Origin of the sequence: Pseudomonas sp. OVF7 (genome assembly GCF_030644265.1) — a bacterium.
In the GTDB taxonomy this organism is placed as follows: Bacteria; Pseudomonadota; Gammaproteobacteria; order Pseudomonadales; family Pseudomonadaceae; genus Aquipseudomonas; species Aquipseudomonas gorinensis.
The window spans coordinates 287,963-302,153 of record NZ_CP128996.1 but is presented as its reverse complement, the minus strand read 5'-3'; the positions used below and the strand labels follow the sequence as shown (position 1 = coordinate 302,153).

Below are 14,191 nucleotides of genomic sequence, written 5' to 3'. Positions count from 1 at the left end.
TGTTGACAGTATCCTTTGCCTTGCGTTGCACCGTGCGAAAATTCTTATCGATATAACGAAAGACCACGCCACTTTTTACCTCATCACACTGGCATAATCCGTCGCACTTTCGGCGGGAGACATGCGTATGTCGCGTTACCTTTTTCTTGTGCTTGGCTTGGTGCTTGGCGGGGCCAATGCAAGCGAGCAGTCGCCGCCCAAAACCTCACCCCAGGACCAGCACGACCTCGCGTACAGCCTGGGCGCCAGCCTCGGCGAACGGCTGCGCCAGGAGGTCCCCGACCTGCAGATCCAGGCGCTGGTCGAGGGCCTCAAGCAAGCGTATCAAGGCAAGCCACTGGCACTGGATAACGCACGCATCGAACAGATTCTGGCCCAGCACGAAGAACAGAGTGAAGCCGACACACAGGTTCCAAAAAGTGAAAAAGCGCTGGCGGCGGAACAGCAATTTTTAACCAAGGAAAAATCGGCAACCGGTGTGCGCGAATTGGCGGATGGCATCCTGCTCACAGAGCTGACGCCCGGCAATGGCAACAAACCATTGGCCAGCGATGAGGTGCAAGTGAAATACGTGGGGCGTTTACCCGATGGTACGGTGTTCGATCAGAGCACCCAGCCTCAATGGTTCCGCCTGGACAGTGTGATCGACGGCTGGCGCAGTGCGTTGCAACAGATGCCTGTCGGCGCGAAATGGCGACTGGTGATCCCTTCGGCACAAGCGTATGGCGCCGACGGGGCCGGCGAATTGATCCCGCCTTACACACCGTTGGTATTCGAGATCGAGTTGCTCGGTACTCGCCACTGACCCAATAAAAAACGGTGCGCCATGCGCACCGTTTTTTTATCTCGCCAGCAAAGGTCAGGCCTGGGTGGCCGTCTCTTCCTTATGGGCGTTGTGGAGTACTTCGATCAGGCAATCTTCCAGTTCGAAACGTTCATGGAGCAGGCCACCCAACTCCTTGAATTTCTCGGCAACACATTGGCCGGCATCACACAGATCGGTGAACGCCAGCAATTTCTCAGTGATGACATCAATGCGCGGGTAAAGAGTCTCGGCCAGTTCCAGCCCACGCTGGTCATCGAAGGCTTCCGCCTCTTTGGTCAGCTGCTCATAGACACCGAAATGGCCAGCCGACGCGTAGTCCACCAACACGCCACAGAATTCCTGCAACGGCTTGCGATTCTCAGCCAGAGACTCGGGCTTGGCGCCAAGAGCATCAAAGGCCCGAACCAGTTCGTGACGTGCCTTCAACCAGCTGTCGATCAGCTTGTGCACCCCACCCCAGCGTTCCTGAGCATTCTGACAACTTTCCAGCATGATGATCTCTCTTCCCTATTGGGGGCGCTGCCGCGCTGTGCCCGCGCAACACTTCAAGGATAAAGCGGCGGCCGGACAAGGCAGCATCTGGCTAACAGTTTCATAACGCCTGCGGGCCAGATTATGCCCGCATGACTATGGCTTCAAGGTACGCAGGAGAGAAAGTTCATACAAGTGTTTAATCCCGTCCTACAGCTTTTGAGCTGTTTTCAGTGCCTTGCCAAGCTTAAACGCTGACTGAACAACAGCCGCGAAAACTGCACGCCTCCCAGGATCAGCATCGCCACGAAGAACAACAGGCTCCACTCCGGAAGGCTTAGGTCGAACAGCGTCCAGTTTATCTCCATGCAATCGACGGTGCCTTTGAACACCGAGCGCACCGCATCCTCAAGCGACAGGTTTTCAATCATGTCCTGTGCGCTGGGCCAACAATCGGGGGCTTGATCCGGCACGCTGTTCTGCAGCAGCACCTGGCGTACGGCGGCAGTCGCACCGAGCACGGCACAGCTCATGCTTGCCAACCCGTAAAGGAAGACGCCAGAGCGCCTGGGGTTATGAATGGCAGCGCTCAGGTTGATCAGCGTAAAGACCGCTAAAAATAGCCGCTGCACCTGGCACAGGAAGCAGGGCCGAAGCAGCGCGCCATATTCCAGATAGAACGATGCGCTCAACGTCAGCGCACCTGCCATGAACGCCAGCAAAAACAGGGAGCGTGAGGGGGCCAAAGACATTGTCGATCCGTAACGCAAGAGATAGGCCGTTACGGTAGAGGAAAGGCCCGAGCCCTTTCAATACACGCTAGAGCAGACGATTCCGCGAAAACGTAGGGACATCCCGTCAGAACGCGAAGGGCATCACCTAGGAATACGTAGGAACACATTACGAGCCCCATTAAACCGAGGCCATTGGCAAAATTGAAGCGTTGGCTACCAGACAATTCCGAGCCAACGCTCACTCTTTTTCCTACCTCAAACCCGCGCCGGTACCGGCAATGGAGAGGCCAGCAGACGACTGTCCAGCAGACCCAGGCCTTCCTGGAACAGCTGGTTGCTGCGCTCAGTGTCGCCTAATTGGGCCAGCAGTCGCGCCAACTCGGCGCAGGCTTCGGGATTGCGCTGCACCTGCAGGCTGCCTTCCAGGTAGTCCCGTGCCTTGCCCCACAGGCTGTTCTGCAAGCACAGGCGACCCAGGGTCAACAGCAGGCTGGCGTCACCGGAGTGGTCCTTGAGCCAGCCTTCGGCAAACTTCAGTTGCCGCGCCGGGTCACTGCCTCGCAGCAGGCCGTATAACCGAATCAGATGGCTGTCGTAGCTGCGCTTGATCGCACCCCGCAGCACTTCCTCGGCCTTGGCATCCGCGCCTAACTGACGCAGTTGCTCAGCGTAGGCCAACACCAGCTGCGGCTCCTGACGCTGGGCAGAGGTCAGTTGCTGCCAGGCCCGTTCAAGGGACTGCAAACCGGCTTCGCCCTGCTCTTCCCGCTGGGCCGCCAGGCTCAGGTTTTCACCCCAGGCGCGACGCTCCAGCTCGGCCAGTTCACCAGGGGGCAAGACTTTGTCTTTGCGCAACTCGGGCAATAGTCGAATGACCGACGACCAGTCGCCCCGCTGCTGATGCAGGCGCTGCAATTGACGCAGTACCTGGGCGTTATGGGGATGGCGCTCATGCATCGCCTGCAGGGTCACCAGGGCGCCCTCGGTATCGCCGCGGTCCGTCTGCAATTGCGCATGGCTCAAGGCAACCGCCAGCTCGGCTTGAGGCTGACGCTCCAGGGCGCGCTCGAGCAAGCTGTCCGACTCTTCGTAGCGCCCCTGCTCATTGGCCGCACGGGCCGCGCCGAGGTAATACAGCAACGGTTGACGCTCGGCTTCGGCAGCCCGGTGCAGGTGGCGCTCGGCACTGGCCCAGCGCCCTTCGGCGAGGTCCATCTGGCCCTGTTCGATCGCAATTTGTACGCGACGGCTGCGGTTACGGCGCGACCATGGGTTGACCACGCCACCGGAGGTGGTCACCAGGCTCAGCAACACGCGGAGCAGGTAGATCGCCAGGACGATGACAAACACCGCCACCAGGGTGGCCCACAGGCTCGACTCGTAATGCAGCACATGGGGATAGGTAATCAGCACGTAGCCAGTATGTTTCGAGATGCCCACGGCCAGTGCCAGGGCGATCGCAATCGCCAGCACCAGGATCACATAGAAACGCTTCATCGGCTCTACTCCTGGGTCGCCGGCGTGCCAGCCGAAGCCTTGGCTTCGTCAGCAGACAGATGACGACGCTCGAGATACGCCTGCACGGCCGCCAGGCTCGCGGCCAGGTCCGGTGTCACCACCGAGACGGCCTTGGGCTCAAGCTCGGCGATCCGTGCCAGCATCGCCTTGCTCTGGGGGTTGTCCTGGTTGAAGTTGTCCTGCAACACGCTACGCGCTTCACCCAGCGAACGGCTGTACACCGCCGACTCGCCATTGAGCGCGGCCCATTGAGCTTGCTCCAGGGCCAGGCTCAGGGCCAGACGCACCTGGTTCAAGCCTTGGCCGGCCAGCAGCGGGCGAATGTTGTCATCGGGGTTGAAATCGATGCGGAAGTAACGGGAAATCTGTTCCCACCATTGGCTCCAACGGTTGTCAGTGTCCGTGGTTGGACGCCCTTGGGAAGCCGGCTCCGTAAGCTGGTATTCCGGCGCAATCGCCGCCAGCTGCACGACCTGATCGCGCAACGCCGCCAACTGCAGATACAACCCGGTACGGTCCGGCTGCTCGGTGCTGCGCAGCGCGGCCAGGCTCTTGGCCAGTTGCTCGCGGGCAGCGTAGGAACCCGGATCATTCTGCTCGCGCAGGATCTCATCGGCGCCCTGGACCAGCGACTGAGCACTGTTGATATCCTGCAAGGCCGACAGTCGCAAACTCGCCAGACGGATCAGATGCTCGGCTTCAGCCAGGCGCCAGTCCTTGCGGCTGGCCCCCAGCACGGTTTCCAGGCGTTGGTTCAGGCGCTGCTGATCACCTTGCAACTGGGCCACCAGGCGGCGACGCTCCTCCAGCTCATCAGCGCCCGGCAACTGTGCCAGGCGTGCCGCCAACTGTTGCTGGCCTTGCTTGAGAGACTGGGACTGGTCATCAAGGGTCTGCACCTGGCCCAATTGATGCTGGCTGCTGGCTTGCAGGGCACGGACCTGCCAGATCCCCCAACCGCCAGCGGCAACACCCGCGGCGCCCAGCAGCAGGGCAACGATTGCCAGGCCATTGCCACGGCGTGGCGCGGCGACCGGTGTCTCGACCGGCGCATCAAGCGCGGGCTGAGTTTCATCTTTAGGCAAGGCTGTATCGCTCACGTATCCGTCCTTTGCGTATCAGAGAGTGGGGGCGGGATGTTTTTATAAGACAAAGCCGCCTAACGCCACTAACAAAGCCGCAGCACTCGCGCCGCGACAATCCACAACATTTTCTGCCCCAGCGTCCCGCGCCATCTCATAGACTCGCGGGCTGGGTACGAACAACGGCAGTCGGGCCACCTGTGGCCAATCGGGTCCGGCCAGGGCTTGCAGATGCAAGAAACCCTGCCCACTGCTGACCACCAGGCCGTTCAAGCGTTCCAACTGGATGCGCTGCATCAGTACCCCGGCGTCGTAGGCCGGCAGGAAGCGGCGATACAACTCCAGATAGTCGACACTAGCACCTTGCTCGCGCAAACGCTCAGCCAGCAGTTCTCGGCCGCCTTCTCCCCGCAGGATCAACACCCGCGCCCCAGGGCGTGCAATAGCCTCGCGCAAGGCGGGTAAGGCGAGCAAGGCTTCGCTGTCATCACCGGTGGGCGGATAGTGAACGTCAAGGCCCTGGTCAGCCAGCACCTGGGCGGTCGCCGCGCCAACGCTGAACCACGGCAATTGCGGCCAGTGTCGATCCAGCTGTTGCAAACCCAGGCGCGCAGCCGGTTTGCTCACCACGATCACTGCGCAATAACGGCCCAGGTCGCGGAAAACCGCCTGTTGTGCGGGCGTGACCGGCAACGCCTCGATCTCCAGCAAGGGCAGGCTGCTGCTGAAAATGCCGGCTTCGGACAACGACGCCGCCAGGGCCTTCGACTCCTCGGCAGGCCGTGTCAGCAGCACACGCCAGCCGGTCACTGCGGACCGGCCTCGCCATAGACTTTTTGCAGAATGGCGCCAGCGCCTTTTTCCAGCAGCTCTTCAGCCACCTGGATACCCAGGGCGCTCGCATCACGCCGTGGCCCGCGCATCTCGGCGGTGAGCAGGGTGCCACCGGCCGGATCCCCAACCAGGCCACGCAGCCACAGAGTGTCACCTTCGAGCACGGCGTAGCAGGCGATCGGCACCTGACAGCCACCGTTGAGGTGCTTGTTCAGGGCGCGCTCGGCCGTGACGCGCACTTCGGTGTCGTGGTGATCGAGGGGTTTGAGCAACGCGTGAATTTCGCTGTCTGCCGTGCGGCATTCAATACCTACCGCACCCTGGCCGCCAGCGGGCAAGCTGTCTTCAACGCTGATCGTTGACGTAATACGGTCTTCGAAGCCAAGGCGGATAAGCCCGGCCGCAGCGAGGATAATCGCGTCATATTCGCCGGCATCCAGCTTGGCCAGGCGCGTGTTGACGTTGCCGCGCAGAAAGCGGATCTGCAGGTCTGGACGACGGGTCAACAACTGCGCCTGGCGACGCAGGCTCGAAGTGCCGACGATGCTGCCCAAAGGCAGCTCATCCAGAGATGCATAGGTATTGGAAACGAACGCATCGCGCGGGTCTTCGCGCTCGCAGATGCAAAAAAGGCCCAGGCCTTCGGGGAAGTCCATGGGCACATCTTTCATCGAATGCACGGCGATGTCGGCTTCATTTTCCAGCAGCGCGGTCTCCAGCTCCTTGACGAACAGGCCCTTGCCGCCAATCTTCGACAGCGGCGAGTCCAGCAGCTTGTCGCCGCGACTCACCATGGGCACCAAGGATACCTTGAGACCTGGATGAGCCTCTTCAAGGCGAGCTTTGACGTATTCGGCCTGCCACAAGGCCAGGGCGCTTTTACGAGTGGCGATGCGGATTTCGCGAGAGGACATGGATCAATCCGTACTGAATAGATACGGCAGATAATAACAGCTCAGGCAAATACGCTTTGATTTGAATCAGCAAGTGCGGGGCCTCCCTGGCCGCATCACACCGGGATAAGCACTGCAGTCCACGCTACAGCCCTCGGGCTAAAGCTGCTGCATCATCTTGCGCACGCCGGCGACATGGCGTCGGCTGACGATCAAGGCATCGCCATTGAGCCCTTTCAGGAACAGCTGGAAGTGCCCCAGGGGCGTACGTTGCAGGCGCTCGATTCGTTCGCGGGCCACCAACGCATTGCGGTGGATTCGCACAAAGCGGTCGCCAAACTCATCTTCAAGAGCCTTGAGCGGCTCATCGAGCAGGACTTCACCGGCTTCATGGCGCAGCGTCACGTACTTGTGATCGGCAATGAAGTACACCACCTGGCTCAGGGGGATCAGCTCGATACCTTTGCGCGTACGCGCACTGATATGGCTGCGCGGCCCGTTGCCACTCTGGGCGGCAGGTTGAGTCAGGGCAGCGAGTTGGACCCGGTTAGGGCGCTCGGCCTTTTTCAATGCCTTGAGCAACGCGTCGCCAGTCGCCGGCTTGACCAGGAAACTGACACCACTGGCTTCCAACGCTTCCGCGGAAAACTCTTCCTGGGCAGCGCACAACACCACCGACGGAGGTGATTCTCTCTCACTCAGGCGGGCGGCGACCTGCAGGCCATCAAGGCCGGGCATGCGGATATCGAGCAGCACCACATCCGGCTTGAGGCTATCGATCAACGTCAACGCCTCCTCCCCGTTGGTGGCGCTCGGTTCAAGGACTGTATAACCCTCGAGTTCACTGACCAGGCGGCTCAGTCGCTCGCGGGCTTGGGGTTCGTCATCAACGATCAGGACATTCATATTGCGCTGGATTCCTGCGTGAGTCTCGCACAAGGATAGCGTAGACAGGTGCGGTGACTTGCGTCACAGCGATCCACGCTAAGACTAGCGCGAGCGGCAAAAAGTGCCCTGAGAGCGGCACGCATATTTACCCGGACCTGTTCAATAGCGCCCAAAACCTGCTGCCCTTGGGCATAGTCGTAGGGTTTGCTGATACACAATCCGAATACCCCCCTTTTTAATGGATAGTCTGGGTTATGACCGCATCACCCGACTTTGGTGCATTCACACACTATCAGTCCAACTGTAGACGCTCGCTGAGACGACATTACTCAATCCTCAAATATCGTTTCAACAAGCACCTGGCCCCAGTCTCTTCCCGGACGCGCTCGGCGGCAAGGCACTTAGCCATCCTTCGCGCAAATAAAAATGCCGGCCACCCACAGCACCGCCTCCACGAGCAACCCTGTTATTATCGGCGGCACACCTCCACGCCTCTTTTAAGCAGATCACGAGCGAATCCATGAGCACCGACAAGACCAACCAGTCCTGGGGCGGCCGCTTCAGTGAACCCGTCGACGCCTTCGTCGCCCGCTTCACCGCCTCCGTCACCTTCGACCAGCGCCTGTACCGCCACGACATCATGGGCTCGATCGCCCACGCCACGATGCTGGCCAAGGTCGGCGTGCTGACCGACGCCGAGCGCGACAGCATCATCGACGGCCTGACCACCATTCGCGGTGAGATCGAAGCCGGTACGTTCGACTGGCGCGTCGACCTGGAAGACGTGCACATGAATATTGAGGCCCGCCTCACCGACCGCATCGGCGTGACCGGCAAGAAACTGCACACCGGGCGCAGCCGCAATGACCAGGTGGCCACCGATATCCGCCTGTGGCTGCGCGATGAAATCGACCTGATCCTGGCCGAAATAACTCGCCTGCAGAAAGGCTTGCTGGAACAGGCCGAGCGCGAATCGGACACCATCATGCCCGGTTTCACCCACCTGCAAACCGCCCAGCCTGTCACCTTCGGCCACCACTTGCTGGCCTGGTTCGAAATGCTCAGCCGCGACTACGAGCGCCTGGTGGATTGCCGCAAGCGCGCCAACCGCATGCCCTTGGGCAGCGCCGCGCTGGCCGGCACCACCTACCCGATCGACCGCGAATACACCGCACAACTGCTGGGCTTCGATGCCGTGGGCGGCAACTCCCTGGACGGCGTGTCGGACCGCGATTTCGCCATCGAATTCTGCGCCGCCGCCAGTATCGCGATGATGCACCTGTCGCGTTTCTCCGAAGAACTGGTGTTGTGGACCAGCGCGCAATTCCAGTTCATCGACCTGCCGGATCGCTTCTGCACCGGTAGCTCGATCATGCCGCAAAAGAAAAACCCCGACGTGCCCGAGCTGGTGCGTGGCAAGAGCGGCCGCGTATTCGGCGCACTGATGGGCCTGCTGACCCTGATGAAAGGCCAGCCCTTGGCCTACAACAAGGACAACCAGGAAGACAAGGAACCGCTGTTCGACGCCGCCGACACCCTACGTGATTCGCTGCGTGCCTTTGCCGACATGATCCCCGCGATCAAGCCCAAGCACGCGATCATGCGTGAAGCGGCCCTGCGTGGGTTCTCCACCGCGACGGACCTGGCGGACTACCTGGTACGCCGTGGCCTGCCGTTCCGCGACTGCCACGAAATCGTCGGCCATGCCGTGAAATACGGCGTGGACACCGGCAAGGACCTGGCGGAAATGAGCCTGGAAGAACTGCGCCAGTTCAGCGACCAGATCGAGCAGGACGTGTTTGCCGTGCTGACCCTGGAAGGCTCGGTGAATGCCCGTAACCACGTGGGCGGCACCGCGCCGGCGCAGGTGAAGGCCGCCGTCGTGCGCGGCCAGGCCCTCCTCGCCAGCCGCTGAAAAATGAGGGAGGGGGGCAACCCCCTCCCACACTGGATCACTTTTTGGCCGCAACCATCGCCATGAACGCCGGCATCGCGGCTTCCCTGTCCGCCGCCACCTTCTGCGCATTGGGCATGGCATGCAGCCGCTCCAGCAACACTTTGGCCGCCGGGAGTTCAGCCAACAGGTCCAGGCCAAACAACTTCTCGCCCACGGCACAGGCGAGGTTCACGCTATACATGAAATACAGATCCGCAATCGTAAAACTCTCCCCTGCCACATAAGGCGCGAACTTGCCGTGCCGACCTAAAGAACCGATCCCCAGCAGCAACTCAGCCTTGGATTTCTCCTTGATCGCGTCCGGCACCTGCATGCCGAAAAACGCCTCGGCGAAACACGCGCGGGCGGGCAGTTCGATGTACAGCTCGATTTCCCGGCACAACGCCAGCACCTGGGCACGCTGAAAAGGATCAGCAGGCAGCAGCGAACGGCCCTCCTGGGTTTGCTCGATGTATTCGAGGATCACGCTGGTTTCATTGACGAAACCCTGCTTCACCCCCAGTACCGGCACCTTGCCTCGCGGGCTGACGGCAAGCGCCTCAGGGGTTTGCCCGGCGTAAAAAGGCACCTCTTCGAACGGTAGCCCCTTCTCCAGCAGCGCCAGTTTCACCATGTTGTAGTAGTTACTGACCGAAAATCCGTAAAGCTTGAGCATCGCAAAGCCTCCAGGCCGTGTGCGGGGTTGGCCGCAAGAGTTATAGATGCCCGGGCCCGCCCTGACCAGCAGCATCACCGGCCTGAATGGAGTTAGACTGGCGCCCTTTCCTTGAGGAGCCTGCCATGAGCGAGCCGACCGATATCGACAGCGACGAAGAAGCGTTCACCGAAAGTACACTGATCGAAGCCATCGAGAATCAGATCGAAAGCGACACTCCGCCTGCCGCCAAGGCCACGTTCAACAAGCTGACCCTGGTAGGTTACGAGCGCGAGGAGATTCTGAATCTCATGGCCCATGTGCTGGCGGTTGAAATCGACCAGATGCTCGACGAAGACCGTGCATTCGATACCCAATGGTATGAGACAGCCCTGCGGGCGCTGCCGGAATTGCCGCCGGAAAACGACTGAAGCCCCCTCCGCGTGGCCGGGAAGCCTGCTTCCTCGCCACAAATCTGCGGCATATCAATACCCATGACTTTCTCACTGGACAGCCCGCCAAAGTGCGTTCACCTTATGGCCTGCTAGCCTCTAATAAATTCTTAGAAAGTCTGGAGTCCTTATGTCGTATACCCCTGAGTTGGTTGCCGAACTGGAAATCCTTGCACTCTTCAACCTGGGCAGCTCCCAGGAAGGCCTGAAAGTCCACCAGACTGCCGCTCCCACTGCCATCGCCGCGGCCAAACGCCTGTTCGAGAAAAAGCTGATCGACCAACCGGACGGAGGCTATCTGACCAGCCTTGGCCGAGACGCCGCCGAGCAAGCGCAAACCCTGCTGACGATCTTGAGCACCGCGACAAGCAAAGAAGCCGCCTGACACCTGATACCGCCCATGGAGTCCGCCCCTTGCGGATTCCGAGGGCGCTGCTGTGGACGCGAGAAAATTCTGACGTCAAAAAACATTTCCCTCTAAACCTCCTACGCTTCTGACTGTAAACTCCTACACGGCCGCCCATGTCGGGCCTTGCGAGCCACCGAGTTCGACATGACCCGCACCCATGAAATCCGCCCCGACCTGGACGAAGGCATCGACCGCAAGGTGCTGGCTCAGCTGCGCGCGCGCTTCATGGCCCTCAACGAAGGCCGCATGGCCCGCGCCATCGAGGGGCTAACGCCGCGCCAGCAAAGCGTACTGACACTGTTGCCGCTGTTTTTCCACGTCAATCACCCGCTCCTGCCAGGCTATGTGTCGGGCAGTACACCGGCCGGGCTGTCGAACTTCGAGCCTGATGCCCAGGCCCTGACCGAAGCCCAGCGCCTGACCCGTTCATTCTCCTACAAGCCGCGCCATGGCAACCCGCCCCGTCCGATCCATGGCCTGTTCCTGATGGGCAGCCTCGGCACCCTGGCCCAGGCAGACCAGAGCGATATGGATGTGTGGGTGTGCCACGCCGCCGACCTGGACGAAAGCGAACTGGCCGAACTGCGTAAGAAATGCCAGCTGCTGGAGGCCTGGGCCTTGAGCATGGGCGCCGAGGCACATTTTTTCCTGATTGAGCCGACGCGCTTCGTACTGGGTGAGCGCGACACCCAACTGAGCTCCGACGACTGCGGCACCACCCAGCATTACCTGCTGCTGGACGAGTTCTACCGCACCGCCATCTGGCTGGCTGGCCGTACACCGATCTGGTGGCTGGTGCCCGTCTACGAAGAAAACCGCTACGCCGAATTCACCCACACGCTGATCTCCAAGCGCTTTATACGCGCCGATGAAACCCTTGACCTGGGCCACCTGGCACGCATCCCTCCGGGCGAATTCATCGGCGCCGGGTTGTGGCAGCTGTTCAAAGGCATCGAGTCGCCCTACAAGTCAGTGCTCAAGCTGCTGCTGACCGAGGTTTACGCCAGCGAGCACCCAAACGTGCAGTGCCTGAGCCTGCGCTTCAAGCAGGCGGTGTTCGCCAACCAGATGGATCTGGACGAGCTGGACCCTTACATCGTGGTCTATCGCCGCATCGAGGAATACCTCAAGGTCCGCAACGAACCCGAGCGCCTGGAGCTGGTACGGCGGGCACTGTATTTAAAGGTCAACCGCAAGCTCAGCGCTGGCCAGCGTAGCTCTAGCTGGCAACACCTGTTGCTGGAGCGCCTGGCCCAGGAGTGGGGCTGGAACCCGCGCCAATTGGCCCTGCTGGACAGCCGCAGCCAATGGAAAGTGCGCCAGGTCGCCTCCGAGCGTCGCGCATTGGTCAGTGAGCTGAACTACAGCTATCGCTTCCTGACGCAATTCGCCCGCAGCGAACAGACAGTCAGCCTGATCAATAAGCGTGACCTCAATGTGCTCGGCCGCCGTCTATATGCTGCGTTCGAGCGTAAAGCCGGCAAAGTCGAGTTCATCAACCCCGGCATCGCCCCGGACCTGGCCGAAGACACCCTGACCCTGGTGCAATCGCCCAACCGCAAAGAGCCGGGCCAGCACCATTGGGGGCTGTACAACGGCAACCTCACCGCCCTGGAATGGGAGCACTTTGCGCCGATCAAGCGCAGCCGCGATTTGCTGGAAATGCTGACCTGGTGCCACCGCAACGGCGTGATCGACAGCAGCACTCGCCTGGCGCTGCACCCGGGCACCAGCGACATGACAGAGTTCGAGCTGTTCAACCTGCTGGGCAGCCTGCAGCAGAGCATTGCCCTGCCCTTGCCCAGCGTCGCTGAAGAACGCCTGTTACGCTCGGCGGTGCCCGAAGAGGTATTGCTGTTGATCAACGTCGGCGTCGACCCGCTCAAGCATCACCGCGACCTGAATATCCTGATGACCACCGAGCGCACCGACTCCCTGAGCTACGCCGGTGTGCGCGACAACCTGGTGCTGACCCTCGACCAGGTCACCCTCAATAGCTGGAACGAGGTGATGGTCAGCCGCTACGACGGCCCCCATGCTCTGCTCGATTGCCTGCGCGACTACCTCAACCAGTTGCCATCGGATCACCTGCCGCGGCTACGGGTGCGCTGCTTCTGTCACAACCGTGCGCAGTTCATTGCCCAGCGCGTAGAAGAAATCTTCGACACGGCGCAGAACCTGCTGCTGGGGCAGGGCAATCACCGCTACTTGCTCCAGGTGCAACAGCACTATCACGTGATGGAGTTGATGCCCGGCCAGGCCACCCACGTATCACTGGCGACCCAGGATGCACTGATCGCCTACCTCAGCGAAGAACTGGCCAGCTACAGCCCGCTGCACCTGGATGCCATGGCCCTGGAGGACCACGACCTGGCGCTGCTTTTGCCCATGGGTATGGCCGATTGCGTGCAAGTGTTCTACCGAGTCAATGAAGGCTTCGCCGAGCTGTATGTGCTGGATGAGTTCAACGCGCTCTGGCAGCAGCGCCTGCCGTTTCATGACGAGCAGAGCCTGTTGGCACCGCTGCAGCGCTTCCTGCAATCGATCATCTATCGCCGGGACGCGCTGTCGCCGCTGGACCCACAGGAGCCGCTGGGCGCGGTGCAAACCCTGTACTACCAACTATTACCGTCAGGCAATAACCGTGCACGCGGCATAGAGCCTCGGCCAGCACCACAAAATCCGGCCAACAAGCCGTTTTATGACGTGCAGGCGATTATCGGCAAGGCGGCGCCGGGCCAAGTGGGGATTACCCTGTACTGCAATCAGCGGGAGTTTTCCGAACTGGAATTTGGCGACCAGCTGTTTGCAGTGGTCGCCCAGGAGATCGTCGGGCAGCGCCGCGAAACCGAGCGCTACCGCTGCTATATCACTGATCTGGACCTGTCGGGTCTGATCGGTGATGTGCAAAGCCCGAGCAATTTGTACCTGCGCTACAAGGCCGAGCTGGAGCAAGCGCTCAATGAAGCACTGAACCAGATTTAAAGCGAGAAAGCGCCGCCGTCTTTGGGCTGGCCTTCCACTTTGAGCAACTTGAGCTTGAGAGTCTTGCCGCCGGGAGCCGGCCAGTCGATATGCTGGCCCACTTGCAAGCCAAGCAACGCACTGCCTACCGGTGCCAGGATCGAAATCTTGCCTTCGTCGGCGTTGGCATCCTTGGGGTAAACCAGAGTCAGGTGATAGTCCTTTCCGCTGCTTTGCTCGCGGCAATGCACGCTGGAGTTCATGGTCACGACATTCGCAGGCACTTCATCGTGGCCAACCACTTCTTCGGCGCGGTCGAGTTCGTGTTGAAGGGCTTCGACACCCGGCGAGTCCTCGCCTACACGGTCGATCAGTTGCTCAAGACGCTGCACGTCGAGACGGGTAAGAATGATGGAAGGTGCGGTCATGATTCAGGCAGACTCCTTTTTTCTGCACAAAAAAGCAAAACCCCGCCAGGAAAAGGCGGGGTTCTCACGGACCTCGATGAGTTGAGGTGTACCCGGACACT

The 14,191-nt window shown here is 60.7% G+C and carries 14 protein-coding genes; 5 read left to right on the top strand and 9 right to left on the bottom strand.

Annotation, left to right across the window (positions count from 1 at the left end):
• Positions 1 to 127 precede the first annotated feature (127 nt).
• Positions 128 to 805, top strand: coding sequence for an FKBP-type peptidyl-prolyl cis-trans isomerase (locus QU606_RS01340; RefSeq protein ID WP_277378886.1), 678 nt, complete (start codon positions 128 to 130; stop codon positions 803 to 805).
• 54 nt (positions 806 to 859) lie between these two features.
• On the opposite strand, the gene QU606_RS01335 is transcribed toward QU606_RS01340, so the two are convergent.
• From QU606_RS01335 to QU606_RS01305, 7 genes are all read right to left on the bottom strand, one after another.
• Complete coding sequence (locus QU606_RS01335; RefSeq protein WP_024078049.1) at positions 860 to 1,318, bottom strand: Rsd/AlgQ family anti-sigma factor; 459 nt, start codon at positions 1,316 to 1,318, stop codon at positions 860 to 862.
• Positions 1,319 to 1,527: 209 nt separating this feature from the next.
• On the bottom strand, positions 1,528 to 2,049 hold the full coding sequence (locus tag QU606_RS01330) for a disulfide bond formation protein B (protein ID WP_277378887.1): 522 nt from the start codon (positions 2,047 to 2,049) through the stop codon (positions 1,528 to 1,530).
• A gap of 237 nt (positions 2,050 to 2,286) precedes the next feature.
• Positions 2,287 to 3,528: a heme biosynthesis protein HemY gene (locus QU606_RS01325; RefSeq protein ID WP_024078051.1), complete on the bottom strand. Its 1,242-nt coding sequence runs from the start codon at positions 3,526 to 3,528 to the stop codon at positions 2,287 to 2,289.
• A gap of 5 nt (positions 3,529 to 3,533) precedes the next feature.
• Positions 3,534 to 4,649, bottom strand: a complete 1,116-nt coding sequence (locus QU606_RS01320) for a uroporphyrinogen-III C-methyltransferase (RefSeq protein WP_024078052.1) — start codon at positions 4,647 to 4,649, stop codon at positions 3,534 to 3,536.
• Between the two features lie 42 nt (positions 4,650 to 4,691).
• Positions 4,692 to 5,441 carry a uroporphyrinogen-III synthase gene (locus QU606_RS01315; protein WP_102624921.1) on the bottom strand — a complete coding sequence of 250 codons (750 nt, stop codon included), beginning with the start codon at positions 5,439 to 5,441 and terminating at the stop codon, positions 4,692 to 4,694.
• Positions 5,438 to 6,379: a hydroxymethylbilane synthase gene (gene hemC / locus QU606_RS01310; RefSeq protein WP_024078054.1), complete on the bottom strand. Its 942-nt coding sequence runs from the start codon at positions 6,377 to 6,379 to the stop codon at positions 5,438 to 5,440. Before hemC ends, QU606_RS01315 begins: the two co-directional genes overlap by 4 nt.
• A 138-nt stretch (positions 6,380 to 6,517) precedes the next feature.
• Positions 6,518 to 7,264 (bottom strand): LytTR family DNA-binding domain-containing protein, encoded by a 747-nt coding sequence (locus QU606_RS01305; RefSeq protein ID WP_024078055.1) that lies wholly within the window; start codon positions 7,262 to 7,264, stop codon positions 6,518 to 6,520.
• A 502-nt stretch (positions 7,265 to 7,766) separates the two neighbouring features.
• Between QU606_RS01305 and argH the strand changes: the two genes are divergently transcribed.
• Entirely contained in the window at positions 7,767 to 9,161 is a 1,395-nt protein-coding gene (gene argH / locus QU606_RS01300) for an argininosuccinate lyase (protein WP_024078056.1), read from the top strand.
• 37 nt (positions 9,162 to 9,198) lie between these two features.
• Here argH and QU606_RS01295 read toward each other — a convergent pair whose 3' ends face one another.
• A complete protein-coding gene (locus QU606_RS01295) occupies positions 9,199 to 9,858 on the bottom strand; it encodes a glutathione S-transferase family protein (RefSeq protein ID WP_024078057.1) in 660 nt (219 codons plus the stop codon).
• A gap of 125 nt (positions 9,859 to 9,983) precedes the next feature.
• Here QU606_RS01295 and QU606_RS01290 point away from each other — a divergent pair, with 125 nt between their 5' ends.
• The 3 genes from QU606_RS01290 to QU606_RS01280 all read left to right on the top strand — a co-directional run bounded on the left by QU606_RS01290 (position 9,984) and on the right by QU606_RS01280 (position 13,683).
• A complete protein-coding gene (locus QU606_RS01290) occupies positions 9,984 to 10,268 on the top strand; it encodes a hypothetical protein (RefSeq protein ID WP_024078058.1) in 285 nt (94 codons plus the stop codon).
• A 151-nt stretch (positions 10,269 to 10,419) separates the two neighbouring features.
• Entirely contained in the window at positions 10,420 to 10,674 is a 255-nt protein-coding gene (locus QU606_RS01285; RefSeq protein WP_024078059.1) for a TIGR02647 family protein, read from the top strand.
• 168 nt (positions 10,675 to 10,842) lie between these two features.
• A complete protein-coding gene (locus tag QU606_RS01280) occupies positions 10,843 to 13,683 on the top strand; it encodes a class I adenylate cyclase (RefSeq protein WP_102624920.1) in 2,841 nt (946 codons plus the stop codon).
• On the opposite strand, the gene rnk is transcribed toward QU606_RS01280, so the two are convergent.
• Positions 13,680 to 14,090, bottom strand: a complete 411-nt coding sequence (rnk, locus tag QU606_RS01275) for a nucleoside diphosphate kinase regulator (RefSeq protein WP_024078061.1) — start codon at positions 14,088 to 14,090, stop codon at positions 13,680 to 13,682. The genes QU606_RS01280 and rnk overlap by 4 nt on opposite strands.
• Positions 14,091 to 14,191: the final 101 nt, after the last annotated feature.

Bases quoted from the DNA above. Each gene is read 5' to 3' on its own strand.
- QU606_RS01340 (WP_277378886.1), top strand. From the start codon at position 128: ATGTCGCGTTACCTTTTTCTTGTGCTTGGCTTGGTGCTTGGCGGGGCC.
- QU606_RS01335 (WP_024078049.1), bottom strand. From the start codon at position 1,318: ATGCTGGAAAGTTGTCAGAATGCTCAGGAACGCTGGGGTGGGGTGCAC.
- QU606_RS01330 (WP_277378887.1), bottom strand. From the start codon at position 2,049: ATGTCTTTGGCCCCCTCACGCTCCCTGTTTTTGCTGGCGTTCATGGCA.
- QU606_RS01325 (WP_024078051.1), bottom strand. From the start codon at position 3,528: ATGAAGCGTTTCTATGTGATCCTGGTGCTGGCGATTGCGATCGCCCTG.
- hemC (WP_024078054.1), bottom strand. From the start codon at position 6,379: ATGTCCTCTCGCGAAATCCGCATCGCCACTCGTAAAAGCGCCCTGGCC.
- QU606_RS01305 (WP_024078055.1), bottom strand. From the start codon at position 7,264: ATGAATGTCCTGATCGTTGATGACGAACCCCAAGCCCGCGAGCGACTG.
- argH (WP_024078056.1), top strand. From the start codon at position 7,767: ATGAGCACCGACAAGACCAACCAGTCCTGGGGCGGCCGCTTCAGTGAA.
- QU606_RS01295 (WP_024078057.1), bottom strand. From the start codon at position 9,858: ATGCTCAAGCTTTACGGATTTTCGGTCAGTAACTACTACAACATGGTG.
- QU606_RS01290 (WP_024078058.1), top strand. From the start codon at position 9,984: ATGAGCGAGCCGACCGATATCGACAGCGACGAAGAAGCGTTCACCGAA.
- QU606_RS01285 (WP_024078059.1), top strand. From the start codon at position 10,420: ATGTCGTATACCCCTGAGTTGGTTGCCGAACTGGAAATCCTTGCACTC.
- QU606_RS01280 (WP_102624920.1), top strand. From the start codon at position 10,843: ATGACCCGCACCCATGAAATCCGCCCCGACCTGGACGAAGGCATCGAC.
- rnk (WP_024078061.1), bottom strand. From the start codon at position 14,090: ATGACCGCACCTTCCATCATTCTTACCCGTCTCGACGTGCAGCGTCTT.